Origin of the sequence: Marinobacter flavimaris, assembly GCF_045057155.1 — a bacterium.
Classification (GTDB): domain Bacteria; phylum Pseudomonadota; class Gammaproteobacteria; order Pseudomonadales; family Oleiphilaceae; genus Marinobacter; species Marinobacter manganoxydans.
This window is the reverse complement of record NZ_CP171359.1, coordinates 106,531-132,081: the sequence shown is the minus strand read 5'-3', so window position 1 is coordinate 132,081 and position 25,551 is coordinate 106,531. Positions and strand designations below refer to the sequence as shown.

25 protein-coding genes are annotated in these 25,551 nt (G+C 58.3%); 9 read left to right on the top strand and 16 right to left on the bottom strand.

Annotated elements, in window-relative coordinates:
• The first annotated feature begins 10 nt into the window (after positions 1 to 10).
• The 5 genes from ACGK9W_RS00765 (at position 11) to minE (ending at position 2,581) form a co-directional block, all read left to right on the top strand.
• Positions 11 to 289, top strand: a complete 279-nt coding sequence (locus tag ACGK9W_RS00765; RefSeq protein ID WP_405418752.1) for a DUF1244 domain-containing protein — start codon at positions 11 to 13, stop codon at positions 287 to 289.
• A complete protein-coding gene (locus tag ACGK9W_RS00760) occupies positions 289 to 678 on the top strand; it encodes a HopJ type III effector protein (RefSeq protein ID WP_014576244.1) in 390 nt (129 codons plus the stop codon). Before ACGK9W_RS00765 ends, ACGK9W_RS00760 begins: the two co-directional genes overlap by 1 nt.
• On the top strand, positions 675 to 1,436 hold the full coding sequence (minC, locus tag ACGK9W_RS00755; RefSeq protein WP_014576243.1) for a septum site-determining protein MinC: 762 nt from the start codon (positions 675 to 677) through the stop codon (positions 1,434 to 1,436). Before ACGK9W_RS00760 ends, minC begins: the two co-directional genes overlap by 4 nt.
• 77 nt (positions 1,437 to 1,513) lie before the next feature.
• A complete protein-coding gene (gene minD / locus ACGK9W_RS00750; protein ID WP_008176299.1) occupies positions 1,514 to 2,326 on the top strand; it encodes a septum site-determining protein MinD in 813 nt (270 codons plus the stop codon).
• Positions 2,327 to 2,329: 3 nt separating this feature from the next.
• A complete protein-coding gene (gene minE, locus ACGK9W_RS00745) occupies positions 2,330 to 2,581 on the top strand; it encodes a cell division topological specificity factor MinE (RefSeq protein WP_008176301.1) in 252 nt (83 codons plus the stop codon).
• A gap of 41 nt (positions 2,582 to 2,622) precedes the next feature.
• On the opposite strand, the gene ACGK9W_RS00740 is transcribed toward minE, so the two are convergent.
• Entirely contained in the window at positions 2,623 to 3,630 is a 1,008-nt protein-coding gene (locus ACGK9W_RS00740; protein WP_008176303.1) for a DUF2804 domain-containing protein, read from the bottom strand.
• Between the two features lie 137 nt (positions 3,631 to 3,767).
• On the opposite strand from ACGK9W_RS00740, the gene ACGK9W_RS00735 reads away from it, so the two are divergent.
• The 3 genes from ACGK9W_RS00735 (at position 3,768) to ACGK9W_RS00725 (ending at position 6,486) form a co-directional block, all read left to right on the top strand.
• On the top strand, positions 3,768 to 4,502 hold the full coding sequence (locus tag ACGK9W_RS00735; RefSeq protein WP_008176305.1) for an START domain-containing protein: 735 nt from the start codon (positions 3,768 to 3,770) through the stop codon (positions 4,500 to 4,502).
• Positions 4,503 to 4,584: 82 nt separating this feature from the next.
• The gene (locus ACGK9W_RS00730) at positions 4,585 to 5,076 is read left to right on the top strand and encodes an HPP family protein (RefSeq protein WP_008176308.1); all 492 of its coding nucleotides are present in this window, start codon (positions 4,585 to 4,587) and stop codon (positions 5,074 to 5,076) included.
• 24 nt (positions 5,077 to 5,100) lie between these two features.
• Entirely contained in the window at positions 5,101 to 6,486 is a 1,386-nt protein-coding gene (locus ACGK9W_RS00725; RefSeq protein ID WP_008176310.1) for a PhoH family protein, read from the top strand.
• Positions 6,487 to 6,562: 76 nt separating this feature from the next.
• On the opposite strand, the gene ACGK9W_RS00720 is transcribed toward ACGK9W_RS00725, so the two are convergent.
• From ACGK9W_RS00720 to ACGK9W_RS00670, 11 genes are all read right to left on the bottom strand, one after another.
• A complete protein-coding gene (locus ACGK9W_RS00720; RefSeq protein WP_053114609.1) occupies positions 6,563 to 8,257 on the bottom strand; it encodes a methyl-accepting chemotaxis protein in 1,695 nt (564 codons plus the stop codon).
• Positions 8,258 to 8,411: 154 nt separating this feature from the next.
• A complete protein-coding gene (locus tag ACGK9W_RS00715) occupies positions 8,412 to 9,764 on the bottom strand; it encodes a sigma-54 dependent transcriptional regulator (protein WP_092030297.1) in 1,353 nt (450 codons plus the stop codon).
• Complete coding sequence (locus tag ACGK9W_RS00710; RefSeq protein ID WP_092030299.1) at positions 9,761 to 11,575, bottom strand: ATP-binding protein; 1,815 nt, start codon at positions 11,573 to 11,575, stop codon at positions 9,761 to 9,763. Before ACGK9W_RS00710 ends, ACGK9W_RS00715 begins: the two co-directional genes overlap by 4 nt.
• A gap of 117 nt (positions 11,576 to 11,692) precedes the next feature.
• Complete coding sequence (locus tag ACGK9W_RS00705; protein ID WP_014576235.1) at positions 11,693 to 13,882, bottom strand: TRAP transporter fused permease subunit; 2,190 nt, start codon at positions 13,880 to 13,882, stop codon at positions 11,693 to 11,695.
• A gap of 90 nt (positions 13,883 to 13,972) precedes the next feature.
• Positions 13,973 to 14,950: a TAXI family TRAP transporter solute-binding subunit gene (locus ACGK9W_RS00700; protein WP_008176323.1), complete on the bottom strand. Its 978-nt coding sequence runs from the start codon at positions 14,948 to 14,950 to the stop codon at positions 13,973 to 13,975.
• 224 nt (positions 14,951 to 15,174) lie between these two features.
• Entirely contained in the window at positions 15,175 to 15,600 is a 426-nt protein-coding gene (locus ACGK9W_RS00695; protein WP_053114606.1) for a secondary thiamine-phosphate synthase enzyme YjbQ, read from the bottom strand.
• A gap of 14 nt (positions 15,601 to 15,614) precedes the next feature.
• On the bottom strand, positions 15,615 to 16,679 hold the full coding sequence (locus tag ACGK9W_RS00690; protein WP_008176327.1) for a succinylglutamate desuccinylase/aspartoacylase family protein: 1,065 nt from the start codon (positions 16,677 to 16,679) through the stop codon (positions 15,615 to 15,617).
• A 3-nt stretch (positions 16,680 to 16,682) separates the two neighbouring features.
• The gene (gene rimK / locus ACGK9W_RS00685) at positions 16,683 to 17,588 is read right to left on the bottom strand and encodes a 30S ribosomal protein S6--L-glutamate ligase (protein ID WP_008176329.1); all 906 of its coding nucleotides are present in this window, start codon (positions 17,586 to 17,588) and stop codon (positions 16,683 to 16,685) included.
• On the bottom strand, positions 17,585 to 18,082 hold the full coding sequence (locus ACGK9W_RS00680) for an ATP-dependent zinc protease (protein WP_008176331.1): 498 nt from the start codon (positions 18,080 to 18,082) through the stop codon (positions 17,585 to 17,587). The genes rimK and ACGK9W_RS00680 overlap by 4 nt, the downstream gene beginning before the upstream one ends.
• Positions 18,063 to 18,923 (bottom strand): mechanosensitive ion channel family protein, encoded by an 861-nt coding sequence (locus ACGK9W_RS00675; RefSeq protein ID WP_008176333.1) that lies wholly within the window; start codon positions 18,921 to 18,923, stop codon positions 18,063 to 18,065. Before ACGK9W_RS00675 ends, ACGK9W_RS00680 begins: the two co-directional genes overlap by 20 nt.
• Before the next feature lie 51 nt (positions 18,924 to 18,974).
• Positions 18,975 to 19,784 (bottom strand): hypothetical protein, encoded by an 810-nt coding sequence (locus ACGK9W_RS00670; RefSeq protein ID WP_008176336.1) that lies wholly within the window; start codon positions 19,782 to 19,784, stop codon positions 18,975 to 18,977.
• A 165-nt stretch (positions 19,785 to 19,949) separates the two neighbouring features.
• Here ACGK9W_RS00670 and phrB point away from each other — a divergent pair, with 165 nt between their 5' ends.
• Positions 19,950 to 21,353 carry a deoxyribodipyrimidine photo-lyase gene (phrB, locus tag ACGK9W_RS00665; protein ID WP_405418744.1) on the top strand — a complete coding sequence of 468 codons (1,404 nt, stop codon included), beginning with the start codon at positions 19,950 to 19,952 and terminating at the stop codon, positions 21,351 to 21,353.
• Positions 21,354 to 21,505: 152 nt separating this feature from the next.
• On the opposite strand, the gene ACGK9W_RS00660 is transcribed toward phrB, so the two are convergent.
• Genes ACGK9W_RS00660 through hemA form a run of 4 tightly spaced genes read right to left on the bottom strand, consistent with a single transcriptional unit; the run spans position 21,506 to position 25,482 of the window.
• Positions 21,506 to 22,252: a molybdopterin-synthase adenylyltransferase MoeB gene (locus ACGK9W_RS00660; protein ID WP_405418742.1), complete on the bottom strand. Its 747-nt coding sequence runs from the start codon at positions 22,250 to 22,252 to the stop codon at positions 21,506 to 21,508.
• A gap of 14 nt (positions 22,253 to 22,266) precedes the next feature.
• Positions 22,267 to 23,118: a peptide chain release factor N(5)-glutamine methyltransferase gene (prmC, locus tag ACGK9W_RS00655; protein WP_008176340.1), complete on the bottom strand. Its 852-nt coding sequence runs from the start codon at positions 23,116 to 23,118 to the stop codon at positions 22,267 to 22,269.
• Positions 23,108 to 24,196: a peptide chain release factor 1 gene (gene prfA, locus ACGK9W_RS00650; protein WP_008176342.1), complete on the bottom strand. Its 1,089-nt coding sequence runs from the start codon at positions 24,194 to 24,196 to the stop codon at positions 23,108 to 23,110. The genes prmC and prfA overlap by 11 nt, the downstream gene beginning before the upstream one ends.
• Entirely contained in the window at positions 24,193 to 25,482 is a 1,290-nt protein-coding gene (hemA, locus tag ACGK9W_RS00645) for a glutamyl-tRNA reductase (protein ID WP_008176344.1), read from the bottom strand. The genes prfA and hemA overlap by 4 nt, the downstream gene beginning before the upstream one ends.
• Positions 25,483 to 25,551 lie beyond the last annotated feature (69 nt).

The following is a 25,551-nucleotide window of genomic DNA, read 5'->3' as shown; positions in this document are numbered from 1 at the left end:
CGAGGCCAATATGAGCAATCCGATTCCTGAAGCAGAACGCACTGAAATTGAAGCCGCAGCCTTCCGTCGCCTGGTCAAGCACCTGCGAGAGAACACGGAGGTGCAAAACATCGACCTGATGAACCTGGCGGGCTTCTGCCGCAACTGTCTGTCCAAGTGGTACCTGGCAGAGGCGAATGAGCGTGGTTTCGAGATTTCAGATCCCCAGGCCCGTGAAGAAATCTACGGAATGCCGTACGAGGACTGGAAGGCGCTCTATCAGACAGGCCCCAAGCAGGAACACAAATAATGAGCGTCAACGATGCCGTAAGGATTCACCTGGCATCCCTGGACGCTGGCCACGCCAGTTTCAAAGATTCCCTGGCCCTGATTGAACAGCACTTCGAGTACCAGCCCTGCGGCTTCCGCAATGGCCCGCTGGTAAATGCAGAAGGCGAGAATGCCGGCTCCTGCCGGATCTTTGGTCTGGGCCAGTACTGCAATTTGAGCGAAGTGGACACGCTCAAGCTGTTTGCCGAGCACTACCAGCAGGTTCTGGACGATCCGACCGGCGAGAGCCACGGCAACATCCGCCAGTTTATCAGTACAGGATGGTCAGGCATCCGCTTCGAAGGCGTGCCACTGCGGCAGCGCCCGAACCCAACCGACAACATGACCAGGGAAGAGACTCCTTCATGAGCGATACCGCCACCTCCGGGGTAAAACAGGGTTTTCAGCTAAAAAGCGCCAGCGTGTCCATGACCGCCCTGGAGCTCTATTATTTTGACGACAGCGAATTTGAAGAAGTACTGCGAGACAAGATCAGCCAGGCCCCCGGGTTCTTCAAGGATATTCCGCTGATCATCAGTTTGGAGAAATACCAGGGACTGGACAGTGAACTGGATTTCTTCAAGATCATCGGCACCTGCCGGCGTAACCACATCCATGTGATTGGCGTTCGCGGTGGCACCGACGACCAGCGCCGTCTGGCCCGGGGGGCTGCTCTGGCACTGCTGCCCGGCAACGGTCAGCGGGATCGCACCCATGAAGCCGAACAGGCGGCCGCGGACGAAGCGGAAGCGGCAGTTGTTGCAGCCTCGACAAGCGCTGCCGGTGACCCACCTCCGGCCAAAATCATCTCCCAGCCGGTCCGCTCCGGCCAACAGATCCACGCACCGGAAGGTGACCTGGTTATCCTGGCACCGGTGCAGGCCGGTGCCGAAGTGCTCGCGGCGGGCAACATCCATGTTTACGGCCCGCTTCGGGGCCGGGCACTGGCCGGCATCCATGGCGCAGAATCCGCACGGGTTTTCTGTCAATCGCTGGAAGCGGAGCTTGTGTCCATCGCGGGACACTATAAAATCTCCGAAGATCTTCAGGACAATGGCTGGAAAAGCGCTGTGCAAATCCAGCTCAGGGACGACCTGCTGGTGGTAACGCCACTGGACAAGGCCTGATTTTGGAGCTGAACACAATAACTTGACCGGATAATTCGGCAGACACGACGAATCCACCGAGAAACAGGAACAGAACCTTGGCTAGAATTATTGTCGTTACCTCAGGAAAGGGCGGCGTTGGCAAAACCACCACCAGCGCCTCGATCAGCACCGGCCTTGCCAAGCGAGGCCACAAGACAGTAGTCATCGATTTTGACGTGGGCCTGCGCAACCTGGACCTGATCATGAACTGCGAGCGTCGCGTGGTGTACGACTTCGTAAACGTGATCCAGGGCGAAGCCTCCCTGAACCAGGCGCTGATCCGCGACAAGCGGGTCGATACCCTGTACATCCTTCCGGCCTCCCAGACCCGGGAAAAGGAAGCACTGACCAAAGATGGCGTCGAGAAGGTCATCAACGAGCTTTCCGAGACCTTCGATTACATCGTCTGCGACTCCCCCGCTGGCATTGAGCATGGCGCGCTGATGGCGCTGTATTACGCTGATGAGGCGATTGTGGTTACCAATCCCGAAGTATCTTCGGTGCGGGATTCCGACCGCATTCTGGGCATTCTGCAGAGCAAATCCCGTCGAGCCGAAATGGGGCAGGATCCGGTCAAGGAACACCTGCTCCTGACCCGTTACAACCCGTCCCGTGTCGAAAAGGGCGAGATGCTGTCCGTGGCGGACGTAGAGGAAATCCTCGCGATCCCTCTGCTGGGCGTCATTCCGGAAAGCCAGATTGTTCTGAACGCTTCAAACCAGGGTTTGCCGGTTATCCTCGAAGAGGACAGCGATGCCGGCCAGGCCTACGATGATGCGGTTGCACGCCTTCTGGGAGAGGAACGGGAACACCGTTTCATGACGTCCCAGAAGAAGGGTTTCTTCTCACGGATGTTCAAGGGGGGCTAAGGGATGAGTTTCCTCGATTACTTCAAGGGTAAAAAGAAGAACACCGCCAGCGTGGCCAAAGAGCGCCTCCAGATTATCGTGGCTCACGAGCGGGGCCAGCGTGATCAGCCGGACTACCTGCCCCAACTGCAGCAGGAGCTGCTGGAAGTCATTCGCAAGTACGTTCAGATCAGCGACGACATGGTTCAGGTTGAGGTAGACCGCAACGAGAGCTGCTCGGTACTGGAGCTGAACGTCACGCTACCGGAGCGATAACCCGCTTTATCTGGCCTGTCCCGGGTGGGACAGGCCATTTCTTACCACCTCGCAAAGTGGTCTTCCATCAGGCCCCGCAGACCTTTAACCTCAATTTTTCCGCCAGCCTCATCCGTCACCGTTCCACTGAACGAGCCCACGTACTGCCGGAAGTTGGATGCCAGTACCCAGGCGTCCAGTTTTTCCTTGCGCACACCAGCGGGGACAAAGTGCAGATCGACCCGACCATCCTCCGTGCTCACATGCCAGTCGCCGCCTGGTTGATAGCGATCAAAACGGAACCTTGCCGCGCCCAGTTTGTGGCAGACACCATCCAGCCAGAGCGCATTTTCTGTCATTCCCGTCTCATTGACCCCTGCGGCAAGGTTCAACCCCACGGACCGGCCATCCGCAAGCTGGCCAGCCAGGCAGGCCCAGTTCCAGGCTGTTTCTCGGCGCATGAAGCCACAGCTCCAATCGATGGATCCCCGAGTCTGCTCGTCGCAGCGCCAGATACGATGATCCCAGCGCACTTCCCCTTCCACCGGCAAGCCTGCCGACTTGCGGGTAAATACCCAGCCATTGTAGCCGGCCGGGCATACCAGCCGGAGCGGGTCCCGATCCTCTGAAAGCGTCAGTTCAATACGGATACCTCCCGGGGCCGAGACCGTAATTGTCCGGCCATCCGCGGAAGGCGCGATTCGCACGGCTACGTCGCCCTTGCTGAACCTTGTCACCCCTTCCTCTGGCCGGGGCTCAATGCAGGTTTGCCGGGCCAATGGCTGAAGGAAAGACTGCTCCAACATCTGGCCAGTCTCGAAGTCATAGAGATAGAAGAATCCGCTGCCCAGCAGTTTCAGATCCACCACCGCCAGACCAAACACCCAACCCGGGCCCATGGCGCTGACAAACTGGAACTGGTTGAACCGCCAGCGTCTTGCCAGCTTTGAACGCGGGCGGTCCATCACCGTACGCAGGTCATAGTCCAGATAGTTGATCTCTTCTACCGGTTCATCCAACAGTCCCGGAATCACCTGCCCTTTGCCGTTGATAAGTTTCTTAATGGTCATAGTCGTCGTCAGATCGGGCCAATTTCGGTTACCAAATCAACAGGTCGCTACCTGGTTCACAATCCACTGTTTCCGTGGCCATGCCGGCAAAAGCCCCATGCTAGACTCGGCCCACCATCTGCAAGGAAGTGTACCCTATGAGAAAGAGCATAGCCCATGGCATTACGGGCTGGGCCTCGGTGCTCAGTGGGCTGGTCTGTGCGTTGCTGGTGTTTGCCGTTGCCGCCAGTGCCCGTGCTGAACTGCCCAGTGAAAGCGACGAGGCGTGGACGCTACGCAAGGAAGCCGATCACATCCGGGTCTATACCATCGAGCAGCCAGGCTCCAGCTTCAAGGCCTTCAAGGCCGTGGCGGTGCTCGACGCGCCTATCGAAAACCTGATGGCTGTGATGGCCAACCCCGGTTCCTGCATCGAGTGGGTGCACAACTGCACGGAATCCCATGGGTTTGGCAATGGCGTGTTTCAAGATCGCTTTGCCTATTCCGTGAATGACATGCCCTGGCCGGTTACTGACCGCGACTATGTCCTGCGCATACGCACACGGGGTGATCAGGCCTCCGGTGAGATCGTCATGGATCTGAACGCCATGCCCGATCAGCGGGCGGAAAACAGCAGCCGGGTGAGAGTCGATCGCTCGGACACCCTGTACCGGTTCACACCAGAGGGGGAGAGCACCCGGATGGTGTGGGTCCAGCACACGGACCCCAACGGAGCGCTACCCGGCTGGCTGGTGAACTCCCTGCTGGTGGATATTCCCGTGAGGTCGATGGAAGCGCTGGAACGCGTTGCCAACAGTAAAAAGTACCAGGGGTACCAACTGGTTTATGACGAGCAGGGCCAACTGACCGGCCTTCGCATGAACAAACCCTGAGTCCCGGCGCACAGTAAGGGATGACGCGCGGAGTATCACGCGCTAAGCTTTATGAAAGGACTCTAGAAGGCAGCCCAGATCAATGACCGTTCTCGCCTACGAGATCATGACACCCAGCATCAAGGCCGTCCCGCAATCCTGGACCATGGACCGGTTGGCCCGCTTCCTCACCGACAACGAGATAACCGGCAGCCCCGTCACCGATGACGACGGCGAAATTGTCGGCATTGCCACTCTTAAAGACATCACCGAATTCCGTTGGAACGCCACGCGCTCCGATGCGGACCGGCATCTGACTCCCGAAGAGCGGGAGGAAGCCCGACGCCTGCGAATGGTGATCTTTGAGGAAATGGGCAAGGTGCCGGTAGAAGTCCGGGACATCATGACCCCCATCGTTTTATCGGTTGACGAGAAGACGCCGGTGCGCGACATTGCGAATATCATGATGCGCGAGCACCTGCACCGGATTTTTGTCACCAATGATTCAAAAATTACCGGCATCATAACGACTTACGATATGCTGAAAGTGATCTCGGATGAGGAACTCACGCAACGCTGCGCCGATAACGACTGAGCCACCAGAGAGGTAGCGCCACTTATGCCCAGAGCACCGCAAGCTCGCCGAAAGATGTACGTCCTCGACACCAACGTCCTGATCCACGACCCGAACGCCCTCCTCAACTTTGAAGAACACGATGTCATCATCCCGATGACGGTCCTCGAAGAACTCGACAGCCTCAAATCCGGCAAGCAAGCCGTGGCCGCTGACTGCCGTCAGGCCATCCGCAACATCGATAAGTTGCTGGGCGATGCCAGCCCGAAGGTGATCGAGAAAGGTGTTCCCATCGTGCGTGGCAAGAAGGCCGAACCCCTGGGCACTCTTTCGATCCTGATGAGCACCGGTGACAGTGGCAACAATTCGCTGCCAGAGCATCTGAACGACAACAAGATCATCAACACCCTGGCTGCTCTCCAGAACCGCCACAAGTCCCGGGACATTATCCTGGTGTCGAAAGACATTAACATGCGCCTCAAGGCAAGGGGCTTCGGCGTCGAAGCTCAGGACTACCACAACGACCAGTTGCTCGATGACATTGATCTTCTGCCCAAGGGCTACCGGGAATTCCCCAACTCCTTCTGGGACACCATCGAGAAAGTGGAGACTGTTCAGCGGGAGGGTTCGACCGAACATATCCTCAAGCGGGAAGGCGAGCTGGCGAAGCTGAACATCAATGAATTCGTCATCGATCAAATGGGCTTCGTCGGCAAGGTGGTGGACCTCTCCGACGACCAGTTGATCATCAAGGACCTGCACCAACACGACCTGATGAACGAGGAAGTCTGGGGCCTGGTTCCCCGGGACATCTATCAGGCCATGGCGCTGAACCTGCTCCTGGACCCGGACATCCACCTGGTCAACCTCACCGGCTCCGCCGGCTCGGGCAAAACCATCCTGGCGCTGGCTGCGTGTATCGAGATGACCGTGGCCAGCAAGCTCTACAAGCGCATTATTGCCACCCGCTCCACCCAGGGCCTCGACGAGGACATCGGGTTCCTGCCCGGAACTGAAGCCGAGAAAATGGAGCCCTGGCTGGGCGCCATCGTCGACAACCTGGAAGCCCTCCACGAGGACGACGAGAACATGACCGCCAGCGTCGACTACATCCTCAGCAAGGTGCCCCTGCACTTCAAATCCATGAATTACATCCGGGGCCGCAGCTTCCAGCACAGCCTGATCATTATCGATGAATCACAGAACCTGACGCCCCATCAGATCAAGACCATCATTACCCGGGCTGGCAACGGGTCAAAGGTGATCTGCCTCGGCAACCTTGCGCAGATCGATACGCCCTACCTGAGTGCCCTGAGTTCGGGCCTCACCTACATGACCGAACGATTCAAGCGCTTTCGACATGGCGCCCACATCCACCTGCAGGGTGTTCCCCGGTCGCTACTGGCAGAATTTGCCGAAGCCAATCTCTGACATTGGCGAGCATTTAAAGAACGAAAAAAAGGGGCAGAACCCGAGTTCTGCCCCTTTCTCACTTAATCAGTAATGCCTACACCCGATACCGACTGACCTGCTCTGACATCTCGGACGCCAGGTTCTTCAGCCGTTGAGTTGCATCTCCGGCCCGACGGGTTCCCTGCGCCGTCTGTTCGGTAATCGCGACGATCTCATGCACGTTCTGATTAATGGTCTCGGAAACGCTGGTCTGCTCTTCGGCTGCGCTGGCAATCTGTGTATTCATGTCCGTGATCGTTGCCACAGCCTGACCAATGCGCTGCAGCGCATCGTTGACCTGCCGGGTTTCTTCCACGGTCGCTTCGCTGCGCTCACTGATGGAAGCAATTACCTTGACCGCATTCCCTGCCCCAGACTGAAGCCGCTCAATCATATCCTGGATTTCCTGGGTGCTCTGCTGGGTCCGGCGAGCCAGCGTTCGAACTTCGTCAGCCACCACGGCAAAACCCCGACCGGCCTCGCCGGCCCGTGCCGCTTCGATCGCAGCGTTGAGGGCCAACAGGTTGGTCTGATCAGCAATTTCGCGAATGACCTCCAGTACGCTATCAATCCGGCGAGAGTCAGTGCCAAGCTGCTCGATAACCCGAACGCCCTCTCCCACCTGCTCGGAGAGCCCGCCAATAACTTCGGTAGCCTGATGTACCAGGCCCTGGGCATCGCAAACCTGTCCATTGGCATGATCGGCGGCCGTGGAGGCTTCACTCGCGTTGCTCGCAACCTCCTGGGCAGCTGCGGTCATTTCGTTCATCGCCGTTGCCACCTGATCACTCTCGGATTTCTGTCGCTCGACGCCCTGCTCGGCTTCAGTCATGACCTGGTTCAAATCAGCCGTGGCCTCGTTCAGCGTGCGGGTAGACGACAGCACGCGTTCAACCAGTCCGTGCACCTGGTCGGCGAAACTGTTAAAGGCAGTCGCCAACTGTCCAAGCTCATCCTTGCCGGAAACGTCAAGACGACGGGTCAGGTCGCCATCGCCGCTGGCGATGTCATTCATTGCCGACACGGCCGATTTCAGGGGCCGAATGATGCTGCGGACCACGATCAGGGCAAGCAGGACGATCAGCGCCAATGCGACAAGTGAGGTGCTGACTGAGCCTATCACGGCGTCCTCGAGTGAAGTCCCCACCTGGCTTTCCATCGCCGCTACCTGGGCCTCAAGGCCGTCAATCCAGAAGCCGGTGCCGATCATCACACCCCACTTGGGCAGCATTTCCGCATAGCCCAGCTTGGGCGCTACTTGTCCGGTTTCGCTGTTTTTCCAACCATAAGGCACATAACCGCCGCCATTGCGCGCCGCCTTTACCAGCTCACGAATCAGGAAGGTTCCGTTGGGATCCTGGAAGTCCCAGAGATTTTTGCCTTCCAGAGACTGGTTGACGCCGTGCATCACATTGACACCCCGGGTGTCATACGCAAAAAAATAACCGGTGCTTCCCGAATCGTTAAAACGAAGCTGTCGCAGGATCTCCCACGCTTTCTCGCGCACCTCCGGATCGTCTGCGGACCCAGGCTGATTATAGAGATGCTCGATGGAAGACTTTGCAACGGCCAGATAATTCTGCAGTTCCTGGCGTTTACTCTCTTCCATATCGGAGGAGAAACCGGCAACGGCCTCTTCGCCAATAGCACTGGCCTGGTTAAGGTTGTAACTGGTCAGGAATGCCGTGAGCACAATCACCGGCACCAGGGCCAGCAACAGTACCCGTGTCTGGATGGTCAGGTTTTTCATGACTGGTAGTCTTTTTGGTTAAGTGATCAATTCGCCGGGCGATCCGGCATGGAAAAAGTCGCAAAGACTACGCAAAAACCGGGGGCAATATCATTGATGATACTGCGTAGTTTGTTTCCAGCCTGTAACCATGCCGGTAAATTTTTGTTGCTCATCAATCCTTGAACTGGGCTTTGTCCAACCCATGCTTGCGCATCTTGTCGTACAGGGTTTTCCGGGCAATACCGAGCTGGACCATGGTGTCCTTGATGCTGCCATGACTGGCATTCAGGGCGCTGATAATGGCAGAACGCTCGAAACCGTCCATCATTTCGGCGAGCGTCTGTCGACCCGCCACATTGGCCGTATCCGCAGGTTCGTTCTCATCCAGCGCTGCCGGCCCCAGCAGGACATAACGTTCAGCCAGGTTCCGAAGTTCGCGAACGTTGCCGGGCCATGAATGTTGCATCAGCCGGGCTGCCTGACCAGCATCAAGCGGTATGCTCTCCCGATCGTAACGGGCCGCGGCAATCAGCACGAAATGATGGAACAGCAGCGGGATGTCCTCTTTCCGCTCTCTCAACGGCGGGATGTCAACTTTGACCACATTCAGCCGGTAATAGAGATCAGGCCGGAATTCGCCGTCGTCACTGAGTTTTTTCAAATCCGCCTTGGTGGCGGCAATGATCCGGACATCCACCTCCTGAACCTGATTGCTGCCCAGACGCTCGACCCGTTGTTCTTCCAGCACCCGCAGGAGTTTCACCTGCAAGGGCACGGGCATACTCTCAACCTCATCCAGGAACAGGGTGCCCTTGTGGGCGTGCTCGATCTTGCCGATACGGCGCTTTTCAGCCCCGGTGAACGCCCCGGCCTCATGGCCAAACAACTCGCTTTCAATCAGGTTCTCGGGCACCGCGCCGCAGTTGATTGCTACAAAGTTGTGGGCACTGCGTCCACTGTTCTCATGAATGTATCGGGCCAGCGCATCCTTCCCGGACCCAGTTTCCCCGTGCAGAAGAATATTGGCCGAAATATCGAGGATGGGATCAACGGTCGCCATGACCTTTTGCATCAACGGCGAATCCCCCAACATTCGTGGACCGGGTCTGGCCAGGTGTCGCAGCTGTGCTTTCAGTCGACGGTTCTCGAGGGCCAGATGCCGTTTTTCCAGGGCATGACGGAGCAGTTCAATCAGTTCATCATGATCAAACGGCTTCTCGATAAAGTCGTAAGCGCCCTGCTGCATGGCTGTTACTGCCGTGCTTATGTCGCCCTGCCCGGTAAGAATGATCACGGGAATGGTGTTATCGATAGCTCGAAGCCGGTCCAGCAACTCCAGGCCGGTCATCTCCGGCATGTTGTAGTCGCAGAGAACCACGCCGTCGTAGTCGGCGTTGATATGTCCCAGCGCCGATGGCGCATCTTCGAAGCAGCTGACCGGCAACTCCTCCAGGGTCAGTGTCTGGGCAATAGCCTGGCGGATGTGTGGATCGTCGTCCACAAAGATTACCGAGGGTTCTGTCATTCCATGGCCTCCCGCTTCTTGAGGGTTACGACGAATTCTGCGCCCGGCCCATCCCGGCGGTTACGACCGGTCAGGCTGCCACCCAGCGCATCCACAATCTGGCGCGATATGGAAAGCCCAAGACCCAGTCCCTGCTTGACCGATTTGGTGGTAAAAAAGGGCTCGAAAATCTGTTCGGTGTCGCCCTGCAATCCGGGCCCGTTATCGCGCACCAGGCATTTCCAGTGCTGCTCGGTTTCTTCTATATCAATCCGGATTTCCGGCCGTGCACCGCCCTCTACCGCCTGAACCGCATTCGCCATCAGGTTAACCATAACCTGCTCTATCCGTATCAGGTCACCGTGGCACATCACCGGCGAGTCCGGACGGTGCCACTGGATATCGATTTCCGAACTCGATTGCTGGGCAACGATAATCTTCAGGGATGCGTCAATCGGTTGCCGGAGATCCACCACCGCTGGCGGGCCTTCGGATTTGCGCGCAAACACTTTGAACTGCCGGGTCAGCTCCGCCATCTTGTCACACAGCAGGATGATTTCTGACAGGTTAGCATCCACCATCTCCCCGGCACCTTTCTCAAGGAAGCGGCGGCTGTTTCGAGCATAGGTCTGAATGGCCGTCAGAGGCTGGTTCATTTCATGGTTGAGGCCCGCGGACATCTGGCCCAGCACCGCCAGTTTTGCAGCCTGGATCAGCTCCTGCTGTGTTTCCCGCAGCTCGGTTTGGGTGCGTTCTCGCTCTCGGATCTCCTCCACCAGTTTGCGATTGGAGTTCTCCAGGTCTGCGGTTCGCTCGGCCACGCTTCGCTCCAGCTGCTCGCCCCGAAGAGCCAGTTCAGCCTCGCGCCGGTAGCGCTCGCGCAGGTACAGCCAGGTCAACAGGCCGCCAAAGAACAGCGCTGCGCCACCGACCGCAAAACCCAACCGGGTCCAGACGACCGAGCGAGTGCTCACCATGACTTGAAGCGTCCAGTCCATCCTTGGCAGAGGCGTGCTTACGCTTAGATATTCCCGGGGTTTGCCACTGTCCTGGATGCGGACCGTTGCTGACTGCTCCAGAAGCCCCCATGGGGTTCCCAACGTTTTCAGTGCCATTGGCGTCAAATCACGGTCTGGATAACGCCGGCGGGAATACTCGTCGGGCACGGCATCGGCCATCCCCGAGAAATTGCGGTAGAGCCAGTCCTGCCTGCTCGCGAGAAAACTGATGCCATTATGATCAAGCACGACCATCTCCGCCTCTCGCAAGCCGGTAGGGCGATCCCATTGGGATTCCAGTTCATGAACCAGAACCTTCACGGCGACCACCCCGATAATCTCGCCGCCCTCGTCCCGAACCGGATGCGAGAAATACAGACCCCGAACGCCAGACATCAGGCCGAGGGCGAAATAGATCGCCGAATCGCCCGATTCCATCGCCTCATAGAAATACGGCCGGAAATTGAAATTCCGCCCGACAAAACTGTCTGGCTGCAGGTAGTTGTTGGCTGCGATCGTCAGGCCGTGAGTATCCATCAGGTAGACATCCGAACTGCCTACGATAGTGGCCATGCGCTGCATCTGTTCATTGGCCGCGAGAATAGCAGAGGGATTGTCAGGCGCCTCCAGCGCCCGCTGCAATAACGGATGCTCTGCCATCAGCTCGGGCACCGGGAGATACCGATTCAGTTCGTTGGCCACCAACTGGCGATACCGAAAGGACTCCTCGAGGCTCTCCTGCTCCACCTGCCGGTATCCAACCCAGCCACCGAGCAGCCAGGCGACCACCAGGGTCGCCACGAAAAGGAGAAAAACGCCAATACGGTAAGGCATAGGGTCCGGTTCCCGAAAAACCGCGGAAAGCCGCTAGAGTATAGCCAGGCCGGGTACAGAACAACCGTGCGATGCTTCCATGGCACGGTTGTTCTGACGCCGCCAGCAAGACCCCCTTTACAGGGCGCCAGCTGTGGCAAGGCGAGTTTTACGCTGCTTCTGGATGACGAACGCCAGGACCGCCAGGGCAATACCGGTGAGATCTGTCCAGAGCCCACCCTCGATCATCAGCAACGCGGCCGCAATCAGCAGGAGTCGCGTTATCCAGGACGCGGAAATGCTCGCAAACCAACCGAGTACGCCGCCAGAAAGCATGTAAACGCCAAAGGTTGCGGTTACCAGTGCCCTCGCGATCTCGAACCAGCCGGCTTCCATCAACAACGCGCCGTTGTAGAAGAACATGAAAGGCACGATGAATGCTGCGATGCCAATCCGGAACGAGGCCACGGAGGTTTCCATGGCGTTGGCGCCCGATATGCCTGCAGCGGCATAGGAGGCCAGCGCAACCGGTGGTGTGATCGCGGAGACTACGGCAAAGTAGAACACGAAGAAGTGCGCCGTCAGCGGTTCAATACCCAACTGGACAAGGCCTGGCGCGACCACCGAGGCAGCTACCGCATAGGCCGCCGTGGTCGGCATCCCCATACCCAGAAGAATGGAAATGAACATGGCGAAGATCAGCGCCAGCAACTGGCTCGTGGCCGCAACATCCAGCAACAGCACTGAGAAGCGCGCGCCCACTCCCGTCAGCGAAATCACGCCCACGATTACCCCGGCCGCTGCGCACACCACGATAATCTGGATCGCCATATAGGAAGCAATTTCCAGTGCCTGAAGGATATGCCGCAGACCCATCTTGTTGGGCGACAGCCAGCTCACGACCGCGGCAGAAACGGTCGCGAGGGTGCCGGCCCGGATCACCGAATAGCCCATGAACAAGGCGACAATCAGGATTATGATCGGCACGAACAGATAGCACTGCTTCATCATGGTTCTGAGCTTTGGCAGCTCGTCTTCACGCATGCCGCGCATGCCGGTCTTGGCGGCTTCAAAATCCACCATGAAGTAGACCGAGGCAAAATACAGGATCGCCGGAATGATCGCCGCGATGGCAATCTCGGTGTAGGGAATGCCGGTAATTTCCGCCATGATAAAGGCGCCGGCGCCCATGATCGGCGGCATGATCTGACCACCGGTGGACGCAGCCGCCTCGACAGCGCCCGCAGACTGCTTGCTGTAGCCCACCTTCTTCATCAATGGAATCGTCAGGGAGCCAGTGGATACCACGTTGCCGGCACTTGTGCCGTTGATCATACCCATCAGGCCCGATGCAAAGATCGATACCTTGGCCGGGCCACCCCGGGAACGGCCGGCCGCCGCAAAGGCAAAGTTCACGAAGTAGTCGCCCACCTTCGAGGACTGCAGGAAGGCGGCAAAAATGATGAACAGAATGATGTAGGTCGAAGACACCGCCGTGGTCGGCCCAAGGATCCCGGCATCGGTATACACCTGACTGAAGAACCGCTGGACCGAAAGCCCCGGGTAACCAAGGAAACCTGGCAGGTATGGTCCTGCGAAAACATAGGCCAGAAACACCAGACCGATGATCACCAGCGCCATCCCCGCCACGCGCCGGGTAAGCTCCATGATCAGGGCCGTGCCGGCAATTGCTGCAAACGAGATACCCACCGGCGCAAAGGAGGTGCCGGTAGACATCCGCATGGACGTGTTATAAACCACCAGGAAATAGGCAGCCACGGCCAGGGAGCAGACGATCAACACGAGATCGGGCACGCTGAATACCGATCGCTCGCGCTGATGAAACCAGCTCATGACAATGCCAACACCGGTCGCCGCCAGCAGCGGCCAGCCAAAGTGCCACACCTCCAGTTCGACCGGAATCCGCATGGCGCCGTTCTGAACCATCTGCCAGAACGAAAATGTCTGATACAACACATAGAGAGCCGGCAGCATGGCACCGGCACTGATCCAGGTTGTCCACCGGTGGCGGGCACCGCCCTCTTCCGATGACACAAACCGGGCGCCGGCAAACAGAACGAAACCCAGCACCAGGGCACCGGCAATGTGCACAATACGGAACGACCAGGTTTCCAGGGGCGCTATGTTCAGTGAATACAGGTGAAAGGCTGAATAGGCTATCGCCAGCAGCGCGACGAATTTCAGCAGGCCGCCTTCGAATAGCCGGCGGTTGGCTTCGACCGGTTCCTCGTCCACGTTGTGCGCGAGTACATGGTCCTCGCCCACTTCAATGTCCGGAAGGTCTTTGGAATCTTGTTCGGTAGTCATGACACACCCTGCTTGCAGGCAAATCGGAGCCAGAACTCGGCTGGCCATACATTGCAGGAGGCTGCAGGGCAGCCTCCTGCTCGAGCACTGTTACTTGATCTGGCTGTCTTCGATCGGGTAACCATTCTCGTTGAACCAACGCGCAGCGCCCGGGTGCCAGGGCAGGACGTTGTTCTTTGTGTAGTTCTCGGGTACCGAGTTACGGGCCGCCTTGTGAATGGAGACCATCTTGTCGTTGTTCTCCATGGTCAGCTTGGTGATTTCATACACGAAGCTTTCAGATACATCACAGTTGACCATCGCGAAGTTCCACATGGATACCACGCGGGAAGGCGCATCCAGGGACTGGTAGGTGGACGCCGGAATGATGAACTCGGACACCGGGAAGTTGCTGATAATGGTCTCGGCCTCGGCATCGTTCATACCGATGATGTTCACGTCGGTTTGCACTTCCAGCTGGCTGACCGCAGGAATGGGAATACCGGCGGCGAAGGCAACCACATCAATCAGTCCATCCTGAAGCTGACCGCCCAGATCAGACCAGCTGCCGTTGCGGCGTTCGAAGTTCACACCCAGGGTCTCCATCATGCGCGGAAAGTAGGTGTCCGAGGTGGAGCCCGCCGGACCAAAACCGATCGTGGCGCCATCAGGGATATCGGCGATGGAAGTAATGCCAGAGCTGGATAGCGCGGTCACCGAGAACGGTGTTTCGTACATCGGGAACATGGCGCAGACGTTGTCCATCTTCATGCCCGGCGCAAGCGGGCTGTTACCGTCCATGGATTCCCGAGCCGGGCCCATGGTGGTCAGGCCAAACTTCAGGTCGCCGGTGTGCACCAGCGCCATATTCTGAACCGGTCCGCCGGTGATCTCGGCACCACCGGAAACGCCCAGGTTTTCAGCCACAAAGTTGGCCCAACCGGAACCGTAGGCAAAATAGGTTCCACCCTGACTGGCGGTGCCAACGGTGAAGTTGCTCGGCCAATCCGAACGATCTTGGGCTGTTGCGGGGGTTGCGACTGCGAAGGTGGAGGCAAAGGCCACCGCCATTACGGCTTGGGTTTTCATAAGGAATGCTCCCGATTCATGTTGTTTGTTGGGTGCTCAACGAAGCTCTAACAGCTCCGGTGGGTAACCCAATCAGCAAGGAGCAGACCAGATCTCGATTAATTCGGAAAAACAGGGCCTTACTAAAATCAGAGCAAGGTCAGGCGCTGGAAAATGGGTGGATATCCACCCATCGGAAAGAGCAGATGGGTGAATCCCGACACGTAGGGCGTTTCGGGTTCTGGCTACCAGCGACCCTGAAGAGTCGCCACAATACGACGACTACCGGCTCGATCCCGATGCTCGCAGAGATAAAGTCCCTGCCAGGTTCCAAGTGCCAGGCGACCATGGCTGACCGGGAGGGTCAGCGAGGGGCCGACCAGGATGCTTTTGATATGAGCCGGCATGTCGTCGGGCCCTTCCATAACGTGCTCATAGTGCGGCGCATTCTCCGGCACCATGACGTTGAAATGGCGTTCCAGGTCGCCCCGCACATCCGGATCGGCGTTCTCGTTCACCGCCAGCGAAGCGGAGGTATGCTGGATGAACAGGTGCAGCAAGCCGACTTCGCAGTTGGTCAGGTCCGGCGCCTGGGCAAGGATTTCATTGGTGACCAGATGAAACCCCCGCGGCAGCGGCGCCAACTCGATAAACGACTGATCCCAGATCATGACAGCCCTCTCGGTTATTTCTGCCGGTCATCCCAGGGGTGCACGGGAACCACATCGTCGCCGACATCGCCCTCGTAGCTGCTGCGGAAATAATCCATCGCTTTTTCCGCCTCGCTGAGCTCGTCAAATCGGGCGACGTGGTAGATTGCCTCACCCTCGTTCACCAGTGGCAGGTTATTCACGCAGATCACGATACCTGAGCAGGGTGACACCACCGCGGTTTCCGATTCGCCGAAGGGATCCGCCACCATGGCCAGCCTCTGGCCTTTGCGAACCTTCTGGCCCAGCCGGGCGACAGGCCTCATGATCCCATCGATATCCGCCCGCACCCATTGGGAATTGGCCGCGGTTTCAGACCGCTTTCTCGGTGCCTTGGGCCCCTTCTTCGCCGGGATCATTTCGAGTTCACGCATCACCCGAATAACCCCTTTCACACCGCTCCCGATCACCACATCATCAAATCGCAGAGCTTCTCCGCCTTCGAAGGTGATTACCGGAATGTCCTGTGAATCAGCGTAGGCCCGGAGGCTTCCCTCTCGGAGCCCCGAATTGATTATGATCGGGGCACCAAAGGCCTCGGCCATGCGCACGGTTTCCGGATTTTTCAGCTCGGCACGAATTTGCGGCAGATTGAATCGATGAACTGCACCCGTGTGCAAATCAATAATGTGGGTCACCCGCTCCATAATCTGGGTGCGCAGCAGGTAGGCAATACGCCCGCCCAGGGAGCCACTTTCACTGCCGGGAAAACAGCGGTTCAGATCCCGCCGGTCAGGCAGGTATCGGGTGCGCTGCACGAACCCGAAAATGTTCACGATAGGCACCGCAACCAAAGTGCCCCGAAGGTGCCTCAACGCCGAATTGGTGAGCACCCGACGAACGATCTCAACACCGTTGATCTCGTCACCGTGAATGGCACCACACACCATCAATACCGGGCCACTTCGCCGGCCGTGCACAACCTCAACGGGAATGTGCAGCGGCGTATGGGTGTACAGCTTGGCGACCGGAACTTCCACGGTTTGCCGGGTTCCGGCCTTTACCTGGGTCCCGGCAATTTCATAGGGGGCACGAGCCATGCTTTAGCCTCTCCCCTTGGTCCGGGTCTTCCAGGGCTTCTGATTCTTTTCGGTCCAGTTAATGATCATGCCGGCAACGTTCTTGCCGGTGGCGTTCTCGATGCCCTCAAGGCCAGGCGACGAATTCACCTCCATTACCAGAGGCCCCCTGCTGGAGCGGAGCAGGTCAACACCGGCAACGTTCAGACCCATGGCTTTGGCGGCCTTGATGGCCGTGCTGCGCTCTTGGGGGGTGATGCGTATGAGGGAGGCAGTGCCGCCCCGGTGCAGGTTCGAACGGAATTCGCCTTCGGCACCCTGACGCTTCATGGCCGCGATCACCTTGTCGCCGATCACAAAGCAACGGATATCGGCACCGCCGGCTTCCTTGATGAATTCCTGCACGAGAATATCCGCTTTCAGGCCCATGAAGGCTTCAATAACACTCTCCGCGGCCTTGCGGGTTTCTGCCAGCACCACGCCGATGCCCTGGGTACCCTGCAGCAGCTTGATCACCACCGGCGCCCCGCCCACCATCTGAAGCAACTCCGGAACGTTGTCCGGCTTGTTCGCGAAACCGGTAATCGGCATTCCCACACCCTTACGGGCCAGCAGTTGCAGCGAGCGGAGCTTATCCCGGGAACGGCTGATAGCCACTGATTCATTCACCGGAAACACGCCCATCATCTCGAACTGGCGCAATACTGCCGTTCCGTAAAACGTCACCGATGCACCGATCCGCGGAATCACCACATCGAAATCCTCAAGGACCTCCTCGTGGTAGTGGATCTGTGGATTGGCCGAGGTGATATTCATCGAACAGTGAAGGCAGTCAATCACCTTCACTTCGTGGCCACGATTAATGCCCTCTTCCACCAGACGGCGGGTCGAGTAGAGGTGACGGTTTCGTGACAGTACCGCTATTTTCATTTTTCAGTCCTTAAGGCCGGCTCGCCGGCAAGATAGGAAGCTTCGGGATAGATCACTGAGCGCCCTGACATAGCGGTACGGCCCAGCAACATCCGGAACCGCATGGAATCTCGGTTGGTCAATGTCATTTCAATGGGCCATTTCTGGCCGCCAATCAGCAGCGTGGTCTCGATGACCAGGCGCATTTCCTTGTGGCCGCCGGAATCAGACACGTTCCGCTCATCCAGCACCCTGGCGTCACACTCCACCACCTGGTGAAGATCGTTCTGTACCGGATGAACCCAGAAGCGCACGCGCCGTTCACCGTTTTCCGTGTAGGGTTCAGTGCGGAACGTGTGGAGACAGGAAGTTCTGGCTCCGGTATCGATTTTCGCCTTGATACGGCTGATATCCAGGTCCGGCAGCGCCACCCATTCCCGCCAGCCAAGACTCATCTTACTCTCGGCGGGGGTCGGTGGGATGGTTTTGATAACTTCAGCTGTCTTTGTCGACATCCGGGAGATCCTTTTCAGTGATTTTTTCCGGCCCCAACAGCTGAACACGGAACGGCTCTGAATGGCTACCCGCATAAACGCTGGTGTGGGGGAACGGAATTTCAATGCCTTCCCGATCCAGGGTTTTCTTGATCGCGACCATCATGCCGCTTCTCCCTTCAAGCACCTTTTCCTTCGGCACCCAGTAAGAGAACTGCAGATCGACCGAGGATGGGCCAAACGCTGTCACCAAAGTGAAGGGCTTGGGTTCTTCGAGACAGACCGGATTCTTTTCTGCCAGATTCAGAAGCAGACTTTCCACCCGCTCTACATCTTCAGCGTAGGCAATCCCCACCGTCAGGTCGAGCCGGCGTATCGGAAACCGGGAACGGTTGACCACCCTTGTCTTGATCAGCGTTTCATTGGGAATCCGCACGTACAGGTTGTCCGGCGTGCGTAACTTCACGCTCAGCATATCAATGCCGACGACTTCCCCGATGGTCGCGTCTACCTCAATGAAGTCACCGATTTCAAAGGGTTTTTCCACCAGCAGAAACAGGCCGCTGATCATGTTCGACGCCGAGGTCTGAGAAGCAAAACCAATGGCAACGGTGAGGATACCGGCAGCGCCGAGCACCACATCCAGAGAAAACCCGGCCTCCCGCAGGGCCGCCACAAAAAACAGCACCACGATGACGTAAAACACCAGCCGCCGAACCATGACGGTATGATGGCGGGAGGTGCGCTGCGCCATGAAACGGCCGACACTGCGGGCCGCCAGAGACCCGAGGAACAGCCCCAACACAACAAGAAAGGCGGAACTGATCCACTGCCCCCAGGCAATATCGGTAAAAAACTGCATTACGCCTGTTTGCATTGTTTCCAGCAAAGCGTCGACTCCATCAGATCCGTTTCAGCCAAACATCCGGTCAAACGCCCGGACAAGCCGGCCGCGGGCCATTTTTTCACGAGCATCCGCCACCGGCCGGCAGGTGCCCGCTGCGGCTAGCAACGACTGTTCCACATGCAGACTCGCTGAATTCATGTCGGTCTCAACTTCAACGGTTACCCCCGGCGTCCAGAGCTGGCCCCGATCGTTCTGGTGCAATGACAGCAACGGCGTGGGCAGACTGAAGCGCTCAAGCAGCAGGGGCTCATCCCGCCGGTTGATCAGCGTCACCGGCGTGACGGCTCGCCAGGGGCGTTTCGGCACCGCCTCAAGCACAAGACGGGCAAAACTATGAGAGGTATAACAAAGCTCGCCCTCCATGGTATTTCTGCCCACCCAGGTCATCGAAGGCGACGCCAGGGGAATTTCCGTCAACACGGTTTGCTTGTCGCCGGCACAGACCTTCATCCAGACCAGCGTGCCCACGTAGATTGTGCAACGGCCGCCGGCGGGAATCGTCAGGGGCTGGAAAGGACGAATCACGGTAGGCATGTTTGCGAGTGCCGGCAGGAATGTCACGGTCGACGACTGGTTTTCCCGAATGAAACGCTGCAGCGGCACAGACGCCGAAGGCAGAGTGTGGCCGATGGTTTCTGTCCAGCTGGCCGGATCCGTATCCAGTTCCAGCGTTTCTGAACGAATCTGCCATTCCTGGTCCAACAGAGTCACCCACAAACGAATATGACCCAGTTGATGATGCTGGGTCTGGCCGGAAGCCAGTGAATAAGGCTGGGCCCAAACGCCGTCACGGCGACCTTCGCTGTTGTTCTCCATTCCTGCCACAGAACTCCTTGAGGATCGGCCGGCTGAATTGCTGTAAAAGTATCCTAACTATAATCCAATCAGCCAGCCCGGGCGAATATCCAAGTTGGTGATTTTATTGATACACCGGGCTGTAATTACACTTACATCAATCCCTCAGACAACTATGGATTACGGATGACACAACTGGTCTGGTTCCGAAACGATCTCCGGGTTGCCGACAACCCCGCCCTCACAGCCGCCTGCGAAAGCAGCGAAGAGGTGCGAGCCTGTTTTATTCTCACCCCGGACCAATGGCAGGAACACGATTGGTCGCCGGCCCGGGTGCAATTCGTCGTCGCCCACGCCAACGCCCTGGCCGAAGAGCTGGCCAAGCTGGGTATACCGCTGTCCTTTATTCAGGCAAAACGCTTCGACGACAGCCTTGGCAAACTCGAGAGCCACTGCGAAGAGCACGGGGTGACAGCGCTGCACTTTAACGAGGAGTACGGCGTTAACGAGCGCAAGCGCGACAAGGCGTTGAAACACCGCTTTGATCAACTCGGCATTGCCGTTCGCAAATACCGCGACCAGACAGTTGCACCAGTAGGCGAGATCCTCACCCAACAGAATGACCCCTACTCCGTATTCACACCGTTTTCGAGACGCTGGCGCAGCTGGATAGAAGAAACCCATCCGGGTCTCTTCCCAACGCCCAAAGCCAGGGGTAACGCCGTAAGCCCGGAACAGATTGACTCCATACCCGAAGCCTTTCGAGACGCCCCCGAGCCCCTCGTTGCAACCGGTGAAGATGCCGCCCACGACCAGCTCGAGCGCTTCCTCGAAAAACGCGGCGGTGCGTACAAGGAAAAGCGTGACTTCCCCGCCATCGATGGCACCAGCCAGATATCCCCTTATCTCGCCAACGGTGTTCTCTCTGGCCGGCAATGCCTGATAGCCGGCCGACAGGCGCAGGGCGCCGGCGGCAACCAGGAAGGCCTGGGAACCTGGATCACCGAAATCGCCTGGCGGGATTTCTACATCAACATCCTGTACCACTTCCCCAGAGTGAGTATGCACCGCGCCTTCAAACCGGAAACCGAAACTCTTGAGTGGAATACCCCGGGCGACAGGTTCGAAGCCTGGAAAACCGGCAACACCGGCGTCCCCATCGTCGACGCCGCCATGCGCCAACTCAATCGGACCGGCTGGATGCACAACCGCCTACGCATGATCACCGCCATGTACCTCACCAAAAACCTGTTCATCGACTGGCGCCTGGGCGAAGCCTACTTCATGTCAAAACTGATCGACGGCTTCCTGGCCTCCAACAACGGCGGCTGGCAATGGAGCGCCTCCACCGGCACCGACGCCGCCCCGTACTTCCGCGTGTTCAACCCGGTTACCCAGAGCGAGCGATTCGATCCCGATGGGGATTTCATCCGGGAGTGGGTACCGGAGCTAGCGAAACTGGATAGCAAACGGATTCACGATCCGGGTGCGAAAGGTGGTGTTATTCCGAAGGGGTATCCGAGGCAGATCGTTGATCTTAAAGAAAGCAGAAAGGAAGCTATAGCGAAGTTCCAAGAGTTGAAGAACTGAAAATCTCTGGAGGGCTGACTCAAAACCCGGAAGCGGGGTTGGCGATGGTCTGCCCAAAACCCTGCGGAGCCATGGATGGCGGAGCGGAGCCTACAGGGACGTAGTCACGGCGTGTTTTGGGCAGACCATCGCCAACTCCGCAGGCACCAAAGTCAGCCAGAACAGACCGGGCAATCAGGGTCCCGAGCCAGCTTCATCTCCCGCCACTGCATCTCCCAGGCATCCAGAATCAGCAATCGCCCCACCAGAGGAGAGCCAACCCCGGAAATCATCTTGATGGCCTCCATGGCCTGAGTCGCCCCGATCATCCCGACCAGAGGCGCAATCACGCCCGCCTCGGAACAGGTCAGATCCTCATTGCCCTGCTCCGGATACAGACAGTGGTAGCAGGGGCTGTCCTCCCGCCGGCTGTCGTAAACCGAAACCTGCCCCTCGCCCCGAATGGCCGCACCGGACACCAGCGGAACTTTCGACGCCACACCGGCACGATTCAGCGCAAACCGGGTGTTGAAGTTATCCGTGCAATCCACCACCAGGGTTGCCTCAGCGACCGTCCGCGTCAGAGCCTCACCTTCGAGGCGCTGATTCAGGGCGGTAACAGACACCAGCGGGTTGATCCGACGAATCCGATCGGCAAGGCTTTCCGCTTTGGATTCACCCAGCAGCGAGGTTTCAAAACCGATCTGGCGCTGAAGGTTAGCCAGTTCGATAGTATCGTCATCCACCAGGGTCAGGGTCCCGACACCTGCGGCGCCCAGATACAGAGCGACAGGACACCCCAATCCGCCGGCACCGATCACAAGAACCCTGGCCGACTGCAGCTTTTCCTGGCCGGCAATATCGAACCGGGGCATCAGGATCTGCCGGCTGTAGCGCAATAATTCGTCGTCACTGAGCATCTGCATCTCCACTTTTAGGCACCCGAAGACCATTGTCCGAGTGTCATCCGATCCCGGTTGCCATAATCCTGCCGGGTCTCAACGGCTTTAAACCCGCGAGTGTGAAACAACTGTGCCACGGCCTCTGCCTGATCGAAACCATGCTCAACCAGAAGCCAGCCGCCTTCAACCAGCCAGTCCGGCGCCTGGCTGATAATCAGCCGCAGATCATCCAGGCCATCGCTCCCGGATACCAGGGCCGAGGCAGGTTCGAATCGAACGTCCCCTTCCTCAAGGTGGCGGTCGCTATCGGGGATATAGGGTGGATTGGAGACAATCAGATCAAACCTCTCTGGCTCCAGCCCCAAAAACCAGGAACTCTGGACCACGGAAAGGTTCAGGCCTAGGGCAACGGCGTTTTCACGGGCCAGTGCCACTGCCTCGGGCTCGGCATCACAGGCAGATATTCGCCAGCCCACGTGCTCACTGGCGAGAGCCAGGGCAATGGCGCCCGTCCCTGTTCCCAGATCCAGCACACTGGCTTGCGGTGGTAGCGGCAAAGCAAGAGCAACTTCCACCAGGCATTCGGTATCCGGTCTTGGAATCAGGGTGGAGGCACTGACTTTCAGCGGCAGTGACCAGAATTCCTGATGCCCCAACAAATGTGCCACAGGCCTGCCGGCCACGCGCTCCTGCACAAGCGCCTCAAAGGCCTCAGCGTGAGCATTGGTCACTTCCCGCTCCGGCCAGGCCCGGAAACTGGTTCGGCTAAGCCCCGTAATGTTGCTAAGCAGCAGCTCGGCATCCAGCCTCGGCGAATCACTTTCAATTCGGCTGGATGCCTCCTTCAGAAGGGCTTCGCAGGTCAGTGAGGGTTTACTGGTCATCGGCGAGAGAGGCGAGCAGCTCGGCCTGGTGCTCCTGCTGCAGAGGCACGACGACGGCGTCCAGGTCACCGGCAATGACTTCGTCGAGCTTGTAAAGGGTGAGGTTGATCCGATGATCCGTCACCCGCCCCTGGGGAAAGTTGTACGTACGGATCCGTTCGGACCGGTCGCCACTGCCCACCAGGCTCTTGCGGGTCTCGGCCATGGACTTTTGCTGCCGCTCGGTCTCGGCATTCTGAAGCCGAGAGGCCAGCAGGCTCAACGCCTTGGCGCGGTTCTTGTGCTGGGAACGCTCTTCCTGGCATTCCACCACAATGCCCGTTGGCAAATGCGTTATCCGGATCGCCGAATCGGTCTTGTTCACGTGCTGGCCGCCAGCACCTGACGCACGAAACGTGTCTACCCGCAGATCCGCCTTGTTGAGCTCGATGGCCTCGGCCTCATCGGCCTCGGGCATCACCGCCACAGTACAGGCGGAGGTATGGATCCGGCCCTGGGATTCGGTTTCCGGAACACGCTGCACCCGGTGAGCACCAGACTCGAATTTCAGGGCACCATACACTCCGTCACCGGCCACGCGCGCAATCAGTTCCTTGAAGCCGCCGTGCTCGCCTTCGCTCTCGCTCAGGACCTCCACTTGCCAGCGCCGGCGCTCGGCATAGCGCAGATACATCCGGAACAGGTCGCCGGCAAAAATGGCAGCTTCGTCACCACCGGTGCCGGCGCGAATCTCCAGAAATACGTTCTTGCCGTCGTTCGGGTCTTTCGGCAGCATCAGGCGCTGGAGCTCTTCATCGAGCTCCTCGCTCTTCTGCTCGGCAAGTTGCAGTTCTTCCTCGGCCATCTCCCGCATGTCGGCGTCGCCGTCTTTCGCCAGTTCGCGCGCAGCCTCGATGTCATCCAGAGAGTGCTGCCAGGCCTGGAAACAATGAACAATGGGCTCAATCTCGGCGAACTCCCGGGAGAGGTCCCGGAACTTGTCCTGCTGGGAGATAATGGAAGAATCACTAAGCAATGCGCTGACTTCCTCGAAGCGGTCAGAAAGCTGCTCGAGGCGGGATTGGATCGATGGCTTCATAGTTTTTCCGGGGTTGTCGTCGTGTCCGCGTCCAGTGCATCCAGCTGGTGCAACTCACGCAGCCACTCTGTCACCTCGGTGCGACCTTCTGTGGTGGCCTTGCGAACCTGCACAGAGGGCTCGTGCAGGAGTTTGTTGGTGAGGCCGCGTGCCATACTGCGCAGCACGGTTTCAGGATCTGTGCCATTGCGCAGGGCGCGCAGGGCTTTCTCGGTCTCCGCATCGCGCAGCACTTCGGCACGCTGACGGAACTGCTTGAGCGTGGACACCGCATCCAGCGCCCTTAGCTGGTTCAGAAAATCCTGAACCCCGGACGCCACCAGATTCTCGGCCTCCCGGGCCGCACCCTCACGAGAGCGGATATTTTCTTCGATAACCTGGCGCAGGTCGTCCACCGTGTAGAGATACACGTCATCCAGCGAGGCCACCTCCGGCTCAATATCCCGGGGCACGGCAATATCCACCATGAAATAGGGGCGGTGTTTGCGTTTCTTCAGGGCTCGCTCAACGGCACCTTTACCAAGGATCGGCAATGGGCTTGCCGTTGAAGAAATAATAATGTCGACATCGGCCAGATGTTCCGGAATCTCGGACAGCACAATGCCCTTGCCACCACGGGATTCTGCCAGTGCCTGTGCCCGCTCAAGGGTACGGTTGGCCACCAGGAAGTCTTTCACGCCGGCATCCGCAAGGTGCCGGGCCACCAGTTCGATGGTTTTGCCGGCACCGATCAACAGGGCCTTGTTGCGGGACATGTCGGCAAATATGTGGTGCGCCATGCTCACCGCGGCATAGGCAACAGAAACGGGATTTTCACCGATGGCAGTCTGGGTCCGCACTCGTTTGGCGACCGAGAAGGTATGTTCAAACAATCGGGAGAGGAACGAGCCGCTGGCGCCGTGTTCCCTGGCCAGCGAATAGGCATCCTTCAATTGCCCGAGGATCTGTGGCTCGCCAAGCACCATGGAGTCCAGGCCGGCGGCCACTCGCATCATGTGCCTGACGGCATCGCCATCGCGGTGCACGTACAGCGCTTCTTCCAGTTCCGCGGCGTCCATTCCATGGAAGCCGGCCATCCAGCGAAGCACCATGGGTGCGCAGTCATCATCGCCGGCCAGGTACAGCTCGGTCCGGTTACAGGTAGACAGTATCGCCGCCTCGGTGGCGCCTGACGTCGCACGCAGCTCGGCGAACGCCTCCGCCATACGCTCGGGCGTAAACGCCACTCGCTCCCGTAGTTCTACGGGGGCCGTGCGATGATTGATTCCCAGCGTTACCAGTGCCATTTCGTGGTTGTACAACCTTTTGCCGATGAGCGGTTTAGATACGCGCAATTACTGGACATTTTAACGGCC